At 50.6% G+C, this 17,345-nt stretch carries 20 protein-coding genes; 5 read left to right on the top strand and 15 right to left on the bottom strand.

Features of this window, described 5'->3' with window-relative positions:
- Positions 1-2 precede the first annotated feature (2 nt).
- The 5 genes from rimI to HII30_RS08095 all read right to left on the bottom strand — a co-directional run bounded on the left by rimI (position 3) and on the right by HII30_RS08095 (position 2,444).
- Positions 3-503, bottom strand: coding sequence for a ribosomal protein S18-alanine N-acetyltransferase (gene rimI, locus HII30_RS08115; protein WP_169504507.1), 501 nt, complete (start codon positions 501-503; stop codon positions 3-5).
- Between the two features lie 18 nt (positions 504-521).
- Positions 522-1,316 (bottom strand): tRNA (adenosine(37)-N6)-threonylcarbamoyltransferase complex dimerization subunit type 1 TsaB, encoded by a 795-nt coding sequence (gene tsaB / locus HII30_RS08110; protein WP_169504506.1) that lies wholly within the window; start codon positions 1,314-1,316, stop codon positions 522-524.
- The gene (gene tsaE, locus HII30_RS08105; RefSeq protein ID WP_169504505.1) at positions 1,317-1,823 is read right to left on the bottom strand and encodes a tRNA (adenosine(37)-N6)-threonylcarbamoyltransferase complex ATPase subunit type 1 TsaE; all 507 of its coding nucleotides are present in this window, start codon (positions 1,821-1,823) and stop codon (positions 1,317-1,319) included.
- A gap of 201 nt (positions 1,824-2,024) precedes the next feature.
- Entirely contained in the window at positions 2,025-2,210 is a 186-nt protein-coding gene (locus HII30_RS08100; RefSeq protein ID WP_169504504.1) for an H-type small acid-soluble spore protein, read from the bottom strand.
- 3 nt (positions 2,211-2,213) lie between these two features.
- Positions 2,214-2,444: a hypothetical protein gene (locus HII30_RS08095; RefSeq protein ID WP_246246191.1), complete on the bottom strand. Its 231-nt coding sequence runs from the start codon at positions 2,442-2,444 to the stop codon at positions 2,214-2,216.
- A gap of 168 nt (positions 2,445-2,612) precedes the next feature.
- On the opposite strand from HII30_RS08095, the gene ku reads away from it, so the two are divergent.
- The 3 genes from ku to ligD are packed head-to-tail and all read left to right on the top strand — an operon-like array spanning position 2,613 to position 5,352.
- Positions 2,613-3,536, top strand: a complete 924-nt coding sequence (gene ku, locus HII30_RS08090) for a non-homologous end joining protein Ku (protein WP_169504503.1) — start codon at positions 2,613-2,615, stop codon at positions 3,534-3,536.
- Between the two features lie 2 nt (positions 3,537-3,538).
- Entirely contained in the window at positions 3,539-4,459 is a 921-nt protein-coding gene (locus HII30_RS08085) for an ATP-dependent DNA ligase (protein ID WP_169504502.1), read from the top strand.
- Positions 4,456-5,352 (top strand): non-homologous end-joining DNA ligase, encoded by an 897-nt coding sequence (gene ligD, locus HII30_RS08080; protein WP_169504501.1) that lies wholly within the window; start codon positions 4,456-4,458, stop codon positions 5,350-5,352. Before HII30_RS08085 ends, ligD begins: the two co-directional genes overlap by 4 nt.
- Before the next feature lie 64 nt (positions 5,353-5,416).
- Here ligD and HII30_RS08075 read toward each other — a convergent pair whose 3' ends face one another.
- Together HII30_RS08075 and cls are read right to left on the bottom strand one after the other, a co-directional pair.
- Complete coding sequence (locus HII30_RS08075; protein WP_169504500.1) at positions 5,417-6,313, bottom strand: YitT family protein; 897 nt, start codon at positions 6,311-6,313, stop codon at positions 5,417-5,419.
- A 164-nt stretch (positions 6,314-6,477) separates the two neighbouring features.
- Entirely contained in the window at positions 6,478-7,905 is a 1,428-nt protein-coding gene (cls, locus tag HII30_RS08070; protein ID WP_169504499.1) for a cardiolipin synthase, read from the bottom strand.
- Positions 7,906-8,170: 265 nt separating this feature from the next.
- Here cls and HII30_RS08065 point away from each other — a divergent pair, with 265 nt between their 5' ends.
- A complete protein-coding gene (locus HII30_RS08065) occupies positions 8,171-9,154 on the top strand; it encodes a M23 family metallopeptidase (protein ID WP_169504498.1) in 984 nt (327 codons plus the stop codon).
- Between the two features lie 54 nt (positions 9,155-9,208).
- Entirely contained in the window at positions 9,209-9,619 is a 411-nt protein-coding gene (locus tag HII30_RS08060; protein ID WP_169504497.1) for a bactofilin family protein, read from the top strand.
- Positions 9,620-9,793: 174 nt separating this feature from the next.
- On the opposite strand, the gene HII30_RS21445 is transcribed toward HII30_RS08060, so the two are convergent.
- From HII30_RS21445 to HII30_RS08025, 8 genes are all read right to left on the bottom strand, one after another.
- Positions 9,794-10,039: a hypothetical protein gene (locus HII30_RS21445; protein WP_211184483.1), complete on the bottom strand. Its 246-nt coding sequence runs from the start codon at positions 10,037-10,039 to the stop codon at positions 9,794-9,796.
- Between the two features lie 7 nt (positions 10,040-10,046).
- Positions 10,047-10,823, bottom strand: a complete 777-nt coding sequence (locus tag HII30_RS08055) for an ABC transporter permease (protein ID WP_169504496.1) — start codon at positions 10,821-10,823, stop codon at positions 10,047-10,049.
- Complete coding sequence (locus tag HII30_RS08050; protein WP_169504495.1) at positions 10,816-11,727, bottom strand: ABC transporter ATP-binding protein; 912 nt, start codon at positions 11,725-11,727, stop codon at positions 10,816-10,818. Before HII30_RS08050 ends, HII30_RS08055 begins: the two co-directional genes overlap by 8 nt.
- Positions 11,728-12,209: 482 nt before the next feature.
- Positions 12,210-14,021, bottom strand: a complete 1,812-nt coding sequence (locus HII30_RS08045; protein WP_169504494.1) for an ATP-binding cassette domain-containing protein — start codon at positions 14,019-14,021, stop codon at positions 12,210-12,212.
- Between the two features lie 12 nt (positions 14,022-14,033).
- Complete coding sequence (locus tag HII30_RS08040; protein ID WP_169504493.1) at positions 14,034-14,492, bottom strand: lasso peptide biosynthesis B2 protein; 459 nt, start codon at positions 14,490-14,492, stop codon at positions 14,034-14,036.
- On the bottom strand, positions 14,492-14,785 hold the full coding sequence (locus tag HII30_RS08035; protein ID WP_169504492.1) for a lasso peptide biosynthesis PqqD family chaperone: 294 nt from the start codon (positions 14,783-14,785) through the stop codon (positions 14,492-14,494). The genes HII30_RS08040 and HII30_RS08035 overlap by 1 nt, the downstream gene beginning before the upstream one ends.
- Before the next feature lie 29 nt (positions 14,786-14,814).
- Positions 14,815-16,008 carry a nucleotidyltransferase domain-containing protein gene (locus HII30_RS08030; RefSeq protein WP_169504491.1) on the bottom strand — a complete coding sequence of 398 codons (1,194 nt, stop codon included), beginning with the start codon at positions 16,006-16,008 and terminating at the stop codon, positions 14,815-14,817.
- Complete coding sequence (locus tag HII30_RS08025) at positions 16,005-17,342, bottom strand: UDP-glucose dehydrogenase family protein (RefSeq protein ID WP_246246189.1); 1,338 nt, start codon at positions 17,340-17,342, stop codon at positions 16,005-16,007. Before HII30_RS08025 ends, HII30_RS08030 begins: the two co-directional genes overlap by 4 nt.
- Between the last annotated feature and the right edge of the window lie 3 nt (positions 17,343-17,345).

The raw sequence follows: 17,345 nt of genomic DNA, 5'->3' as shown, positions 1-17,345 counted from the left end.
CCTTACGTTGCTTGACCGCGGTAAGGCGGCAGCTCTGCCCACATAATGAGGGCATCCTCCTGATTATCCGAATAATAGCCTTTGCGGATGCCGGCAGGTTGAAAACCTTTTTTCTCATACAACCCCCGCGCGATGACGTTGCTGACCCGGACCTCCAGCGTGATGCGTTCCATTCCCATATAAGCAGCCGTCTTCATCAGCTCACTTAACAGAAGCTCTCCCCATTTACGCCCCCGATAAGCTCCGAGCAGTGCGATATTGGTAATATGCGCTTCATCGACGATCGTCCACATCCCGGCATATCCGATAATCTGTCCCTCATATTCCATCACCATATATTTGGCAAAATGGTTCATCGTCAGTTCGTTGCGAAACGCACCCTCTGTCCAGGGGAGGCTGAAGGCATCATGCTCCACGGCCATCACTTCCGGAATATCGTCCAGGACCATGAGCCGAAAACTCAGTGCCTCGTCCTCCGGACGATGATGATTAAGCTCATTCATATTGTCGTTTTCGCCTCCTCACCGCCTGCGAAGCAGGTTGGCCTCCGCCTCGGACAGCTGTGTATAATTCGGCAGCAGGGAATGCGTCTCATCGTATTCCCCTCTCAGCAGCCGCTCTGCGCCCAAATATCCGGCCCATCTGCCTTCAAGCTCATACTCCTGCACATACACCGGACAGGCACCGTTCTCCCGTAATGTCTCTGCCACCGGCCCATGCACGCCGGTTTCGCCTGTAAACCAGATCCCTGCTGGCTGCTGGGATGCCGGAAGCCTGCCCAGCCGTTCTTCCAGTTCTTCCACCCAGGTTCCCATCAGCCGGATTCCGTCCGGTGCAAGGCGCTTTGGAGCCGTGCCGCCTGTCCCCTCGAACAAGGCCGTATAGGCTTGTCCCCGTCTGGCATCTAACAGCGGAATGATCCAATGGTTTGAGTTTATGGCATGATCATGCCCTTTTTCAGCCAGCATTCCCTGCTCTAATCCGCCCCATGCCAGGGCATGCAGACTGGATACACCAACAACTGGAATACGGTTCGCCCAAGCCAGTGTCTTCGCCGCGGTTACTGCCATGCGCACACCTGTATAAGAACCAGGACCAACGCCAACCGCAATCCCGTCCAAATCACGGACTGACAGGCCGGAAGCCAGAACAACCCGCTCGATAATCGGATGCATATGAACCGAATGATTCCGTTCGCCGTTCTCATTGATTTCTTTCAACAGCACGTCATCCTCAAGCACCGCAGCTGCGAGCTGCGATGTTGACGTATCCAGTGCAAGAATCCGTTGATGTGATTGATGTTCATGATGATTCATTTATCTAACTCCGTTCTCATTCAAGTCACGGCACCAGCCGCCGTAAGTGCTCCCATATCCTGTAACCGTGATCAGCCGCTCCTCAGCCCCACGGTTCTCCAGCTGAATATGCAGATATTCTTCCGGAAGCAGCTCCGTGATCAAGGTGCTCCATTCCACCAGACAAACCCCTTCGCCGTAAAAATATTCATCTAGACCGAGTCCATCAGCCTCATCGACAGACAAACGATAAACATCCATATGATAAAGAGGCAGCCGCCCCTCATATTCCTTAATAATCGTAAATGTCGGACTGTTTACGATACCGGAAACCCCCAAAGATGAGGCAAAATATTGCGAAAAAGCCGTTTTCCCTGCTCCCAAATCGCCGTCCAAACCGATGACCGTCCCGGGCTCCGCCGCTTGTGCCAGCCATGCTGCCAGAGTCTTCGTATCCTGCAGCCCAAAAGATTCATAACGGAATTGCTGTGGACCGTTTTCTGTCACCTGTATATCACCTTTTTTCATAAAATATCTTCACTAAAGCGAACATCCCTTAATTATATCGGTCTGCCCTTTCCCCCGCAAGAGAAGGACTCCAAGGTGCTGACCTTCTTCTCTATGTAAAAAGCCCCTGTTTTTTTCAGAAAAAGGCTCCGAGACCTTCTCCGAAAAAAACAGAGGCAGCATGATTAATAACGATAAAAGTGTGAGCTTACGATCTTGTGCTTACTTCGCTTCTTCCTGCAGTCGGTCGACACTCACGGTCATCGTATTCGTTGGACGTGATCCAACCTGAACTGTGGCCATGCCATTAGCCTGATCAATCTCCTCGATCCAGACCGGCTGACCGGCAAGATTGACTTTAAAAGTATCGGGGGATTCAAAAATCGTCATTGCGCGTTCCAATTCCATCAATTACTCCTCCTCTATATTTCCGGGCATCTCGTTCACTGTTTTCATTGTATCGGTGGTCGTATCCCCGATTTTTCCATTGTCATCCTCTGTTACATAGCCCCCGCCTAGTCCTTCATTCACCATCCGGTCGATATCCAGCATGGTGGATTCCCGGACAGCTCCAGGCTCTACGCCGGTCAGCGCTTCCCAATCCAGCATCTCCCCATTCACGGGTTCATCCTTCTGCGTCATGACTTCTCCATCCCTCCCTGATGTCTATTCGCGTTTGTCAGCTGTACTCCGGTTCAATATGCCACAAAATTTACGTAATTATGCAGACACATACGAGAGTTATTTTTTGGGCAAACTATAAATAGTTTATATAGACGCGTAGAAAATGATAGGGAGGTTGTCCTTAATATGCATACAGTCTGGAAAGGCGCAATCAGCTTCGGACTCGTTCATGTTCCCGTGAAAATGTTCTCAGCTACAGAAGACAAGGATATTTCCATGAAATATGTACATAACGTTTGCGGGAGCCCGCTCAACTATGTTCGTAAATGTCCGGTATGTGAAGAAGAAGTCGGCTGGGATGATATTCAAAAAGGCTATGAGTACGAAAAAGGCAAGTTTGTCCTGTTCCAGAAGGACGAGCTGGATCAGCTATCCGAACAGAACAGCAAGAACATTACGATTCTTGATTTTGTGGACCTGAAAGAAATTGACCCCATTTATTTTCAGAAGACATACTATCTTTCACCCGATCAAGCCGGAAGCAATGCGTATCGTCTGCTGCTGGAAGCGATGCGGCAGTCGGGTAAAATCGGTATTGCCAAAATCGCGATCCGCTCCAAAAGCAGTCTGGCAGCCATCCGGATTGTGGAGGAATGCCTGGTGATCGAGACGATCTTTTATCCGGACGAAATCCGTCCCGTCTCCCAAGTGCCGAACCTGCCGGAGCAAACTGGAGTGAACGAGAAAGAGCTGACGATGGCCCGTATGCTGATCGATCAGTTGTCGACTCCTTTTGATCCGTCCAAATATACCGATGACTACCGGGAGCGCCTGCTTGATATGATCAACAGCAAGGTCGCTGGCGAAGAGATCAAGATTGCACCGGCGCGACAGGAAACCAACGTGGTGGACCTCATGGCTGCCCTGCAGGCAAGTATTGAAGCCGTCAAGCCGATGGCCACAGATCCCGGAGAGACCCGCAAACCGCGCAAATCTGCCCGCAAAACAGCTGCTGAAACAGCGAAAGCCAGCGGCGATGACAGTGTGGAAGGCAAGCCAAAACCGAAACGGCGCACCACGAAAGCCAAGAAAACTGAATCGGGCTCCTGATCATGACCGAACTGAAAAAGCTTCTTCCGAAGGAGCCGATGGCCCCCATCTCCATCTCCACCGACCGTATCCCGGAAGGTGAAGAATGGGGGTACCAGCTGAAATGGGACGGTGTCCGGATTCTATCACTGATTGAAGACGGGAACATCACATTAATCTCGCGCAGCATGCTCAATAAAACCCGTTTATATCCCGAGGTGACATCAGCACTCTCGGGCCTGAAAGACCAGCGGCTGCTGCTTGATGGTGAAGTCGTCTATTTCCACCCCGAGCTTGGACGTCCGGTGTTCCAGAAGGTACTGCAGCGAGAGCGATCCCGCACCGTCAATGCTCAGGCACCGCGGCTTACCTATGTTCTGTTCGATATTTTGATTCATGGAGATGAAGATCTACGCCCTCTTCCCTACATCGAGCGTCATGAGCGGCTGAAGGATGTGATCCAAGGACAGCAGGGGCTTCTGCTCGCCGACCTGTTTCAGGATGGGAACACCTTGTGGTCCTGGGCAGAGGAACGGAACTGGGAAGGCATTGTCATCAAGAAACTGTCTGCTCCTTATCGGGAAGGCAAGAAACATCAGGACTGGTTCAAGAAAAAAACATCTGTGATCCTGGACGCCGAAGCCCCGGCTCTGATCATCCGGGATGGACGAGCCGCCAGCCTTGTCGTCACGGGAGAAGGCGGGGCTTATATTGGACGGGCTTCCCTGGGCCTGAATGACAAAACCAGGCAGCTGCTGCTGGCGTATGCGAAGCAGTATCCCGGCACCTGCTGCCTGTCTCCCCTTCCTTCAGATTTGCACAAGGAGCAGCTGTCCTGGCTCAGTAAACCTCTTCAGATTGTCGTTACCTTTCTGGAATGGAGCCAGGATGGGGTGATGAGACATCCGAAGCTGGTTGATATCAAAGGACTGAAGACACCATGAGAAAACATATCAAAGGAACTTTAACGATCGAAGGTCAGGAAATTGTGGTCACTAATCCTGATAAACCACTGTGGCCCGAAGCCGGGATTACCAAAGCCATGTACCTCCAGAAGCTGGCCGCCCTGTCGCCGTATCTGCTCCGTTATACCCGGAACCGACTGTTAACGACAATCAGGTATCCCCACGGAGTGCCGGGTGAATCTTTTTATCAGAAAAATGCTCCCGAACCGCTCCCTCTCTTCGTTTCCACCGCCATTCATGACAACATCCGCTATGTGCTGTTGAACGGCCTGCCCGAGCTCCTGTGGCTCGGTAACCTGGCAGCATTGGAATTTCACCCTTCCCTTCATTTGGCTGGGAGTCTCCACCCCTGTGAATGGATGATCGACCTGGACCCTTCACTTCCGGAAGAGCCGAGAATTATGGAAGCTGCTTTTGTCGTGGGAGAAGTTCTTCGCTCGCTTGGCATTGAATCCGTGCCGAAAACCTCGGGAGCGACCGGTGTACAGATTATTGTTACGATTGAGCAAGGGATTACGTTTGACGAGCTGCGCTCGATCGGACAGTTTGTGGCCCAATACGTGACCGAGAAGCATCCCGGGCTGTTTACGATAGAGCGGCTGAAAAAAAATCGCGGGAATAAGATTTATTTCGACTATCTGCAGCATTACAGCGGAAAAACACTGGCTGCTCCTTATACGCCCCGAGCGAGGCTAGGGGCTACCGTCTCCACACCGCTGACATGGGAGGAAGTGTCGCAAAATGTCTCTCCTTCTTCCTTTCACCTGCTTAACATTGTTGAGCGGCTGAAGGACAAAGGCGATTTGCTGGAAGAGCTGCCGCCACAGCCGCTTGAACCGATACTGCGGCACTTGGCCGGCAGGAAGAGATGAGAGCATACTGCAGGCGAACATATAAAAACATCCTGCGGATGAGTCCTCCGCAGGATGTTTTGTATTAGTGGATATCTTTTTTCTTGAAGCGTCCGCCCTTCACGTCATGAATGTTGCCGACGGCCAGAAAGGCTTGTGAATCCCAGTCCTCCACAATCGTCTTCAGCTTGGCTTCCTCCAGGCGTGTGATGACACAAAAAATCACTTTTTTGCTATCTCCTGTATAAGCGCCTTCGCCATCCAGATAGGTGACACCACGGCCGAGTCGCTGGGTCAGCGCATCCCCGATCTCTTTGTACTTCTCACTGATAATCCAGACCGACTTGGATTGATCCAGGCCTTCAATCGTAATATCGATCAATTTAAAAGCCAGATAATAGGCAATCAGAGAGTACATCGCACGGTCCCACCCGAACACAAATCCGGCACTGCCGAGTATGAAGAGATTGATGAACATGACCACTTCACCGACTGAGAAAGGCAATCTCTTGCTGAACAGAATGGCCACGATTTCCGTACCGTCCAGCGACCCGCCCGAGCGGATTACGAGACCGACACCGACACCCAGAATGACACCGCCGAAAACGGCAGCAAGCAATGGATCAATGGTAAGCGGGGACACCGGATGAAGCAGGTAGGTCCCGACCGACATAACCAAAACGGCGAAAAGTGTAGACAACGCAAACGTTTTGCCGATTTGCTTATACCCCATGAATAAAAATGGAAGGTTAAACAAGGTTAGAAAAATCCCGAGCGGCAGTGAAGTGATATGTGAAACCATAATAGAAATCCCCGTGATCCCGCCGTCAATAATCTGGTTCGGCACCAGAAATATTTCCAGACCCACAGCCATCAGCCCGGCACCCAGTGTCAGAAAAATAAGGCGGCGCAGCAGCCGGATCGACAGTGCTTTGGCAGAAGGCTTCACCGGTTTAGATAAGGCATTCATTTCACTCGACATACAAATCCCCCGATCATTATGCGTAAACCGTAAACCTATAACATGTTTAATGGCTTATTATGTTTATTTTATCACATCATGCCCCCTTATTAATAGGAAGGGAGTGAACAAAAAAATAGAAACAGCCTATAACTTCTCGTTATAGACCGCTTCATATAGTTTGATTACAGCATTGGAGACAGCATTCTGCAGAAAATTTCTGCTGCTTTTTGAGCTCTGCCCCGTTCATGAAAGGCCTCTTCGTCAATGGCTTTGCTGTTGGTCAGATCTTCTTCGAAGTCTGCCACCAGATGATCAATCGGCTTCTTGTCAAACATCACCGCGGTCAGTTCAAAATTGCAGAAGAAGCTCCGCATATCCATATTCGCTGTGCCTACCGAACCGATCAGATCATCTACAATGAGCACTTTTGCATGAATAAACCCTTTTTGATACTCGTAAAATTTCACACCTGCTGTAATAAGATCCTCCACATAGGAGAGCGATGCCAGCTTAACCAGCCGGGAATCTGCTTTGTCGGGAATGATAATTCGCACATCGACCCCGCTTACAGCCGCGGTCTTCAGCGCCTCGTACACCCCTTCGTCAGGGATAAAATATGGCGTAGTAATCCAGATCCGCTCTTTGGCCACTGAAATGGAACCGAAGCACATCTCCTGAATCGCATTCCAGTTCAAATCCGGTCCGCTGCTCAAGATCTGCACCTGTTCGTCCCCTGTACATTGATGTTCAGGGAACAACGACATATCGAGGATCTTCTCACCGGCTGCCAGCTTCCAGTCATGCAAAAATACGTTCTGGAGGAAATACACCGCATCTCCCTTTACTTCCAAATGCGTATCCCGCCAGTATCCCATATCGGGATATTTCCCGAGATAGTCATCTCCTACATTGATCCCGCCCAAAAATCCGACCGTCCCGTCGACGACGACAATTTTTCGGTGATTGCGATAGTTGATTCTGCGATTAAACATCGAAACCATGGCCGGCAGGAAAAAGTGAAACTCCACACCGGAATCCTTAAACCGGTTAATAAAGGAGCGTTTCAGCTTGTAGCTGCCCAGTCCGTCACAGACCAGACGAACCTTCACCCCTTCTTTTGCCTTACGGATCATGACATCCTGGAATTTGGTTCCGATGGTATCATGACGAAATATGTAAAATTCCACATGAATATGATCCTTCGCCTGCTCCATGGCGTGCAGCATGGCGGAGAAAGCCTCTTCTCCGTCAGTCAGAACCCTTGTGCTGTTACAGCCGGTAATGGGCGTTTCAGACAAGTGGTTTAACAGATTAAACAGCCTGAGATTATGATGGAAATCCGGGTTGTGCATGTCCGATGCTTTATGAACGATTGCCGCCCGGTCCCATAAGTGTCCTTTAATTTCTCGAAAAAGCCGTGTTCCGCGGTTTCTGATTTTGAGCCGTTTCTGATAATCCTGAGCAATGAAGAAATAAAGCACAAATCCGATCAGCGGCAAGCAAAACAAGATAAACAGCCAGGCGACCGCTTTAGAGGGATTTCTGAATTCAAGCAGCAGCACAGCTGCCATCTGGAAAATAAAAGCGATAAGTGCAAGCAGAAGCCACATATCGGCAGCCTCCCAACTATGAATAGAATGCGAACGAGTGACGTGTCAGTCAAAATATACAATCTGTAATACAGCATTGACCACTCAAACACAGATTTATTCAATACATACCCAAACAAGCTGGCAAGTGAATACTTCGGGCATATATTCTTATATTTTAGACATGTTCCCCGCTCGGCTTGAATAGATAGAGAATAGGAGCCGTCCACCCAATTATGCCAAGCACACGTTCTGTCCATCCATGACGGCACAGAAAGGGGATGTCATGAAACCAAAGCCGGCAAAGCAGCCGTTAACCCTGCTTGTGCTGCGTGACGCCCAGCATTCCGTCAAACAGGTCCATCTCTCCAAGCCCCTGTTGATCGCCGTGCCTGCCGCGGCGATCCTCTCGATTACCGGTCTCATTCTATCGATGCAGATTCAATCGAGCCGTGATATCTCGGAGCTGGAGCGTCAGCTGACGCTGCAGCATTTGAAGTCCCTGCGCATGGAAATCACCGTCTCGGATAAAGAAGCTGCCATCGAACGGTTAAATCAAGCCATTATTCAGCTCTCGGAGGAAGCTGCCCAAACCGATGCCCACATGAAGAGTGTAAGACAGCTTGAGGAGCAGCTCCGAACCTTCATCCAGGAGCAGGGCTTTGATCCTTCTGAATCTTCAGAAGACATTTCGTCCTCTCAGACGGGCGACCCCAGCTCCATGGGCGGCGAATATATCGCAGTATATGAGCAGGACATGCTGCATCTTGCAGAAGAAACGCTCGATGATTTTGAGCGTATCCGCAATTTGATGGAAACTATGGAGAAAGCGATTCCACGCACGCTGGATCACGCAGCCCAGGCACAGCACCAACGTGAATCTACACCTTCCCGCTGGCCGACGGAATCCAGGCGGCTTACTTCCAGCTTCGGCTATCGAAGTGATCCGATCAACGGGCGTTCCGCCTTCCACGCCGGTATCGATATTGCCGGAAGCCGGGGCGATCCCGTATATGCTGCTGCCAGTGGGACTGTCAGTGCGGTGGAATTCAGCAGTGCTCGGGGACGATATGTGATCATAGACCACCCTGATGGTCTTCAGACCTGGTATCTCCATCTTGACCGTGCTTCTGTAGAGGCCGGTGACCAGATCAAGCAGGGAGACATCATTGGAGCACTGGGCAATACCGGGCGCAGTACAGGAGCTCATCTGCATTTCGAAGTGGTGAAGAACAACAGACCCGTCAATCCGCTGCATTTTGTTGATTGATGTGCACTGACTTACTTGCTGACTTACTTACTTTATAAGGAGGATTACCGCAAAATGAAAAAATCCCGAAAAAAGAAAAAGCAGGCTGCACAGGGCCCTGCCACGTTAATCAGCCAGGGAAGCCTGGTTGAGGGCAAGCTCTCCTGTGAGACGGATTTGCGCATTGACGGCCAGTTTCAGGGAGACATCGAGAGTACGGCCCATGTTACGATTGGAGAAGGGGCTGTGGCCCGGTCAACGATCACAGCAGTTGAGGTTATCGTGGCAGGAACCGTATACGGGGACATTAACGCGGAAGAGAAACTGACGATCACACGAACGGGTCAAATGTATGGGGATGTCGCAGCAGCCTCCCTGATTATTATGGAGGGCGGGGTGCTGAACGGCGCCAGCCACATGAACCACTGTCCCGAATCTAGCAGCCCTGCGGAGCCTCTGGCTTTACATCGTCCGGAAGCCGGATAAGGCTTCACAATAACAAAGACATGGCGGTACCAGGAAGTTCTCCCTGGCATACCGCCATGTCTTTGATTTGGTATCAAACCTGACATCCCCAATAAGATTGTTTTCCAAGCTTATTTCCACAAAAACCTAGGTGTTTAGCACAATAAGGTTGGTTTTCAGGCTTATTTTTTCACTTCAGCTCTTTTTCTGGCCTGCCTGGAGAATTCCAGCCAGTTTAAGACTGATTTTCAGTCTTAAACTGTTCTCCACAGGAGAAATGAGGAAAATAAGATTGGAATTCAAGCTTAAACCCAGAATAGGCCCCACTACAGAATCACCATAGCGATGGAAGGAACGTTTATAATACGATACGTTTACGCATGCGGACGTTCCTTCCGCGGAACTTCCTGCACGCAGCAGCAGCCCGCGCGCACGCTCCAAATGCCGGTCAGGCCGCTACGTCTCTTTTTGCAAATACGGTCCAGGTGATGGCTGCAAAAATAAGGCAGTATACGGCCAGCACGGTCACCGAGAACCACAAACTCACGCCTCCCGGACCTGTGGGTGAATGTATGTAGACACTGAGATCGGTGTGCAGAAACAATACATATTTAGCCCATTCGAACCGCTCGGGGTTGAAGATCAGCCCGAACAGGTTCTTCACAAAAAGAATAAACAACGACAAGCCGATCGCCAGGCTTCCTGAACGAAATACTGTCGAGATCATAAACGCAATTAACGCAATCACGAACAGCTCGACGTAATCTGTCAGCAGGTTAAGCAGGGCACCTCTTGGCGCAGTTCCACCCATGAATCCTTCCATGCCGGAAGCAGGGCTCTCAAACAGCATACTGGAAAAGATAAATGCCGTCAGAGCTGTAATCACGGTACCTACGATCGAAAACAACAGCACCGCCAAATATTTGGATAGCAGAATCTTCCCCCGGCTCCAGGGACGGATCAGCAGCAGCTTAATCGTGCCCCACGTGAACTCTCCAGCAATCATTTCGGCTGCGATAACCACTGTAAAAATCGTAGTCAGCATGAACGTGAAGCTTTCCGTCCACGAAAATACCGTCCAGCGGTCCATATCCCCGCCAGCGATATAAAACAGCAGCGGCATGCCGGCATTGCAAAGCACCAGAATCGCAAGCATGACCCATGTGCGGCTCCGGCTGTAAATTTTCATATTCTCATTGGCGACGAGCTTAAGAAAATCAGTCATGTCTTTCACTTCCCGTCATCTGCAAAAATTGATCTTCCAGCGATGTGGTGACAGGGCGGATCCCGTACACCCTCACCCCGTTCTGCACCAATGTGGTATTGATTTCCGCAATACGTTCACGGTCACCGCCGACCAGAATCAGGCCTTCCTGAATCCGCAGCGGATATGAAGCCAAAACTTTACTGGCTGCAGCTGTGTCGTCCACAGCGAAGGCCGTCTCTTCAAAAGCTCTTTCTCCTTCCGGACTCCGAAGCTGGCGAACATCGACCAGTCTGCCCTGCTGAATGATGCCGACCGTGTCACACATCAGCTCCATCTCTGAAAGCAGATGACTGGAAACAAACACGGTCGTCCCCTCTTCACGGCTCAGCTTGCGCAAATAATCTCTCAATTCACGGATGCCCTGCGGGTCCAGCCCATTCGTAGGCTCATCCAGGATGAGCAGCTTGGGCCGGTGCAGCAGGGCCTGGGCCACGCCCAGTCTCTGTCGCATACCGAGAGAATACGTCTTGACCTTATCCTGGATCCGGTCACTTAACCCGACAAGCCCCACCACTTCCTCAATTCGCTGCGGTGTAATGCCAGGCATCATGCGCGCATAATGAATCAGGTTTTTATATCCTGACATAAACTTGTACATTTCCGGATTTTCAACAATAGCGCCAACCAGTGAAGAAGCCTGTTCGTAGCTGGTCTTGATGCTGTGTCCTCCGATCAGAATATCTCCCTTGGTGATCGACATCAGACCAACCATCATACGGATGGTTGTTGTCTTGCCTGCTCCGTTGGGACCCAGAAACCCGAATACCTGCCCTGCAGGAACATCCAGTGTGAGATCCTCGACCAAGGTCCGGGAGGAAATCACCTTGCTGACCCCTCTCAAGCTGACGAGCGGTTCTATCATCCACTCCACTCCTTTATTCGTTGTTACTTGTCATCATAACACAGGTTCAGAGCTGGGACGATTTCGGACGTTAGAGGGTGTTCTATACTGGAATGCTCCATACATGATGAATGCTCTAAACGTGATGAATGCTCCATACGACAGTGACACGCCTGGCAAATTCCCATTGGCGTATTATGCTTAAAGAAACCAGTACGGAATACTTTTCCGCTAAGGCAAGTGACACGGCGGCAGGTTACGCAGTACATGTTCGTCTCATTCATTTAGGCAGCTTCCTCTCCGGGTCAATTCGGCATTTTTCGATACATTTTGTATCCATAAAAGAAATGTATAAAACTTTGCGTATTTTGTCAACACTGTCTAGGCCTATTTACCCGAAAAAAAATGAGTATTATCTCCTTTATTTTAAAATTTTCAGAAAAATAAAAAAAGCAGCCGCTCCCCAAAATGGAGAGCGGCTGCTCTTGTGTGTACCTCCTGCATTACAATGCGGTCCGTGTCTGTGCTTGAAGCAGCTGACCGAAGGTTCCTTGATGATCCTGCGAAAGCTGCTTGTAACCTCCCTGCTGAACGACATATCCTTGTTCCATAACGATGACCTGATCAGCATGCCGGATGGTAGAAAGGCGATGGGCGATCACAATGATCGTCATGGTTCCTTTTAATTGATCCAGGGCATCCTGAATCAACTGCTCATTCTCGCTGTCCAGGGCACTGGTCGCTTCATCGAGAACAAGAATAGAAGGCTTCTTCAAAATCGCTCGTGCCAGCACGAGCCGCTGCCGCTCACCGCCTGAGAGGCGGACTCCCCGATCCCCAATTACTGTATCCAGGCCCAGCGGAAGGGTCCTCACGAAATCACCGGCAGCCGAGAAATCCAGCGCCTCCCAAAGCTCTTCATCACTTGCTTCCGGCGACACCATTTTTAGATTATCCCGGATGCTCTCATGAAACAAGAACGGGTCCTGAGGCACATACCCGACAGCTCCACGTAAGGTATGAAGCAGGGTTTCCTCGCGCAGAGAGACGCCGTCAATCAGGACTTCTCCCCGCTCAGGCTGGATGAGTCCCATGAGCAGATCCATGAGCGTACTTTTGCCTGACCCGGACTTCCCGACGATGGCTGTCATCCGGTTCACAGGAATATGTACATTCACCGACCGCAGGGCATATACAGGCAGACTGGAATCATATCGGTAATCCACCTCCCTGCACTGTATCCCCTGATTCATTCGTAACGGCAGCGCTTTACCCGTGTTTTCCTCTGTATGAATCCGCTCACGGTCAGACTCAACATCCGACTGCAGCTGGCGGATAGCCCGGAAAGCAGGGAATTGAGATACCAGCTGCTCCGCATGGGATTGAATGCCAATAAACCGCGGCCACAAGCGTGAAAAAATAAGCACGATCAGCACCAGCTGCTCAGGCGGCGTTTTCAAAATCTCGATAGCGGCATAGACGAAACCTGCAATCAGCACAACCGAAGCCAAGCGGTAGATGAGCTGGGACATGGCGTTTATTTTGCCATACTGGATAAAATTCTCTTCCATTCTCCGGGACAGGTGGTTGAACCAGTTTAGATGAGACGGCTCTAACTGGTTGCTTTTGATATCTTTAATTCCGTTAAAATGCTCCTGAATGCCGGCAAAATAATGCCTGGACAAAGCCGTTGTCTGCTCACCGACAACTTTCGATTTCCGAACAAATCTGCGCCCGAACAAGACCAGACTTCCTCCAGCCAGCAGGACAAGGGCACTCAGCACCGGTGACAGCCAAAAAGCCAAAGCAATCTGGATCACCGTAAACAGGAAGGCGGAAATCATTTGCAGGAACAGAAAGGTCCCCTGGTTTACCCGTCCAAGCTCGCTTGACATAATGTGATGAAAATCCGATGTCCGTCTCCGCAGAAAGAACTCCCACTTTGCATGAATCAAGCCTTCATAGGTTTGCATCCGAAGTGTACGAATGAACCCCTGCAGAATCCTGCCATTCAGCAGTGCCTGACACCGTGACAGCAGAGCCTGGCCTCCTACTATGACCACATACAGGCCCAGAACGGACTGCAGGCTCAGTTCCCAAGACCATCCATCGATGATCTTCTCCATTGACGAGATCAGGGGGATTCCACTTAAACTGGCCTGCTCCACGATGCCGATCATCCCGAGAAGCGGGATAATCATATAAATTCCGATTCCCTCCAGCAGGCTGATGACCAGAATCAGGAGCATGTTGAGATAAAGTCTGTACCCCGCGAAACCATTCAGTTTGCCGATAAAATAAAACAGATCCTTCACATGCAAAACTCCTTACGTGCTTATGCTATTCCCGAAAATCCCAACGACAGCATACTTCTCATGCCCTTCTTTTCCCGTCAGAATATAGGAGCCGCTGCGGAGCCAGGCGTGGGCTGCCATGTGCCCTGTATCATCTCTTCCGCTTCCCAGGTAGAGTGTACTCGGAATGCCCCTTCGTTCCAGCATTTTCATCGCTGCGACCGCTTTGACCAGACACTGGCTTTCCCACCAGGTCACTCTGCTCATCGTATGAACAGCCTTGGAAACTTGGCGCATGAGAAGCATTTCCTGCTGTGAAGCAGGTGTAAAGGGTGTTTCTTTCATATGTTCTCCGAGGGAAGAGGCAGCCTTGGCAAAGGGGAGCAGCTTGAAAATACGTCCCCAGGCCAGATAAAAGAAAGCTTCTATCAGCATCCATTTCATGGCCGGACTGCAGGTCATAAAGCGGCGTGCTTTCCGAAGCAGGCGCATTAGGACTTACTCACCTGTACAAGTCCTTCGTCTGCCAGCTGTTTCAGGAAAGCACGTACCTGCTGCTCGCATACTTCCGGTTCAATGTCGTATTCCGACACCAGCTGTTCCACCATACCGGAGATCGTGACAGGGCTATGGGCAAGCTCCCAAATCCGCCCGCCGATGCGGCCCAGATTATAATACTTCCCGTGCTGAATGCTCATCATGACCTTCTCACCATCCATATCGCTGACAAAAAAACCTTCAGATTGGACAATCTTGTCTTCACCGGAAATAACCTCTGTGTTCATCGTTTTAACCTCCCGATTTCAATTCAAATTTAAACGGCACGCTTTCTTCTTCGCCAAAGCCATAAAAAGGGACGGAGAGGAATATATAAAAAATGCAGGGTTCTTGGCAGCGGCAGCTGCACGGCATCCCTCGAATTCGGAATGCATTTATTGAGGATGTAGGCTGCCCTTTGTCTTCCAGACATCAATAGAAACAGATATGCGTTATAGTGGAGCGCCACGCTTTTTTCGGGCACAGGATTGAGCTGCACTATTCTCAGGATATAGTGAAGCGACATGCCGGCCAGGCGCTGGCACTTTGGGTACATCATATATGCAGTAAGCTCTGCCGGAATCCTGGCCTGAAGCAGCGATGAGGAAAGAATCCATGCCTGGCCAGCAGCCTCATGTCCTCCATACTGCTCAAAATGCAACTTCACCCGCCCTGCATCCAGCCTCGGAAGAAGCTTCACAATATCCAGAAGCCACCGCAGCCTGAACCAGCCATGCCTTGCTCCATGGTCAGTCAGATAGCAGAGCAGATCTTCATCCCCGAGACCGTACAATGTCTGATTGGAGAGACGGATTTCCTGCTTCCGTGTCCAAAGCGCGTCAAAGGCATAAGCTTTACTGAAATGCGGATTGAGCCGCCAATGAATCTCAATCTGAACGCCGTGCTTCGGATGTTCATAGGAGAGATGGTGACTTGTTTTTTTCCAGTTGCCCAGCACACGCTCATCCTGCAGTTCATACCCCAGCTCCAGCAGGATTTCTTCCGCCTTCTCTACATCCTCTGCATCGACAAGCAGATCCAGATCTTTGGAGGTTCTGTGCGATACATCGCCGTATAGCTGCAGCGCGAGCGCCGGTCCCTTCAAGACCAGCGTCCGGATACCGCCCTGAGCCAAGGTCTCACAGATCCGGCTCATTTCTCCGCCAAGATGAAGCATTCTCATCGTATTGGTATGATACTGATGCCGGAGTGTCTGTATCACCCTGGCAGGAATACGTGCAGGATCCCACTCCTTCAGCTTCAAATATACCAGCGGAAATACACGGTGATGTGAGACCAGCTTCATAAACCGATCCCAATCCAGATCATGAAGGTTATCCTGTGATATTATTTCCTGCTGCGAATCATCCTGCAGCAGATGGAGCAGCAAGGACAGCTCTTGAGATACTTCGCTCCGATCAAGTTCCACGGCACGCCTGGAGCCCCACGCTATCATATGAGATGTGGTCATAGGGACAGCAGAGGCACTTCTTCCCTCATCCCTTTGTTCATTCCAGGACGACCTACCGAGTAATAAACCAGCTGCGTGCCGGCAAGCTGATCCTGATCATACACATTCCGGCCGTCGATCAAGTACGGCGATTTCAGCCATTCCTGAATCTCAGATGGCGACACCTGCTGGAACTCTCCCCACTCTGTCAAGATACAGAGCGCATCCGCCTGCCAGGCCGCTTCCCGGGCATCCTCACAGTACGCAATTCCATCCGAACCATACTGTGCTTCAAAATTGGGTGCAGCAATCGGATCGTACGCTTTGACAAAAGCGCCCCGCTCCCGTAATGCTGCAATGATCTCAAATGCCGGAGCTTCCCGGACATCATCGGTCTCAGGCTTGAATGCCAGACCCCAGACTGCAATCGTTCTGCCCTTCAGTCCTTCCAGCAGGCTTTCGAGCTTGTGAATGATATTCAAGCGCTGCTCGCGGTTCACTTCAACAACAGACTTCAGCAGCTTGAAATCATAATCCATTTGTCCGGCAATCTGGATCAGTGCCTGTGTATCCTTAGGAAAGCAGGATCCGCCATAGCCAATGCCTGCCTTCAAAAAAGAAGAGCCGATGCGCTTGTCGTACCCCATACCATGGGCGACTTGCGTCACATCAGCTCCTACTTTTTCACAGATATTCGCGATTTCATTGATAAATGAGATTTTGGTTGCCAAAAATGCATTTGACGCATATTTGATCATCTCGGCACTTCGGATATCTGTCACGATGATGTTGGACGTCAGGCTGTGATGCAGCTCAATCAGACGCTCTTCTGCTCTCTGGCTGTCCGTTCCGATAATGATCCGGTCCGGGTTCATCGTGTCCATGACCGCGGTCCCTTCCCGCAGAAACTCCGGAACAGAAGCCACATCAAACTCCTCATCCGTGTGCTGGGCGATAATCGCTCTGACCTTCTCATTGGTTCCTACCGGAACCGTGCTCTTCGTGACGATGACCGTATAACCGCTCAGCGCCATACCGATTTCTTTCGCCGCCTGTTCAATATAGCTCAGATTGGCCTGGCCATTGGGCAGCGACGGTGTTCCTACCGCAATGATGACAACATCAGCCTGTTTAACCGAGGAGGCCAGCTCCGTGGAAAAGGCCAGTGTGCCCTTTTCCATATTGTCCGCAATCAGCGGCTGGAGGCCGAGTTCGTAAATGGGTACCTCGCCCTGATTGAGCTGTTTGATTTTTTGTTCCACATTATCGATACAAGTTACTTCATGACCCAGCTCTGCGAAACAGACACCGGATACCAATCCTACATACCCTGCTCCAATGACCGTGATCTTCAATGT

It is taken from the genome of Paenibacillus lemnae, assembly GCF_012933385.1.
GTDB lineage: Bacteria > Bacillota > Bacilli > Paenibacillales > Paenibacillaceae > Paenibacillus_AQ > Paenibacillus_AQ lemnae.
Note: the sequence above shows the minus strand (reverse complement) of the source record. Positions and strands in the feature narration are given on the sequence as shown.

Coding starts and splice junctions, on each gene's coding strand:
- rimI (WP_169504507.1), bottom strand. CDS start 503: ATGAATGAGCTTAATCATCATCGTCCGGAGGACGAGGCACTGAGTTTT.
- tsaB (WP_169504506.1), bottom strand. CDS start 1,316: ATGAATCATCATGAACATCAATCACATCAACGGATTCTTGCACTGGAT.
- tsaE (WP_169504505.1), bottom strand. CDS start 1,823: ATGAAAAAAGGTGATATACAGGTGACAGAAAACGGTCCACAGCAATTC.
- HII30_RS08100 (WP_169504504.1), bottom strand. CDS start 2,210: ATGGAATTGGAACGCGCAATGACGATTTTTGAATCCCCCGATACTTTT.
- HII30_RS08095 (WP_246246191.1), bottom strand. CDS start 2,444: ATGACGCAGAAGGATGAACCCGTGAATGGGGAGATGCTGGATTGGGAA.
- ku (WP_169504503.1), top strand. CDS start 2,613: ATGCATACAGTCTGGAAAGGCGCAATCAGCTTCGGACTCGTTCATGTT.
- HII30_RS08085 (WP_169504502.1), top strand. CDS start 3,539: ATGACCGAACTGAAAAAGCTTCTTCCGAAGGAGCCGATGGCCCCCATC.
- ligD (WP_169504501.1), top strand. CDS start 4,456: ATGAGAAAACATATCAAAGGAACTTTAACGATCGAAGGTCAGGAAATT.
- HII30_RS08075 (WP_169504500.1), bottom strand. CDS start 6,313: ATGTCGAGTGAAATGAATGCCTTATCTAAACCGGTGAAGCCTTCTGCC.
- cls (WP_169504499.1), bottom strand. CDS start 7,905: ATGTGGCTTCTGCTTGCACTTATCGCTTTTATTTTCCAGATGGCAGCT.
- HII30_RS08065 (WP_169504498.1), top strand. CDS start 8,171: ATGAAACCAAAGCCGGCAAAGCAGCCGTTAACCCTGCTTGTGCTGCGT.
- HII30_RS08060 (WP_169504497.1), top strand. CDS start 9,209: ATGAAAAAATCCCGAAAAAAGAAAAAGCAGGCTGCACAGGGCCCTGCC.
- HII30_RS08055 (WP_169504496.1), bottom strand. CDS start 10,823: ATGACTGATTTTCTTAAGCTCGTCGCCAATGAGAATATGAAAATTTAC.
- HII30_RS08050 (WP_169504495.1), bottom strand. CDS start 11,727: ATGATAGAACCGCTCGTCAGCTTGAGAGGGGTCAGCAAGGTGATTTCC.
- HII30_RS08040 (WP_169504493.1), bottom strand. CDS start 14,492: ATGCGCCTGCTTCGGAAAGCACGCCGCTTTATGACCTGCAGTCCGGCC.
- HII30_RS08035 (WP_169504492.1), bottom strand. CDS start 14,785: ATGAACACAGAGGTTATTTCCGGTGAAGACAAGATTGTCCAATCTGAA.
- HII30_RS08030 (WP_169504491.1), bottom strand. CDS start 16,008: ATGACCACATCTCATATGATAGCGTGGGGCTCCAGGCGTGCCGTGGAA.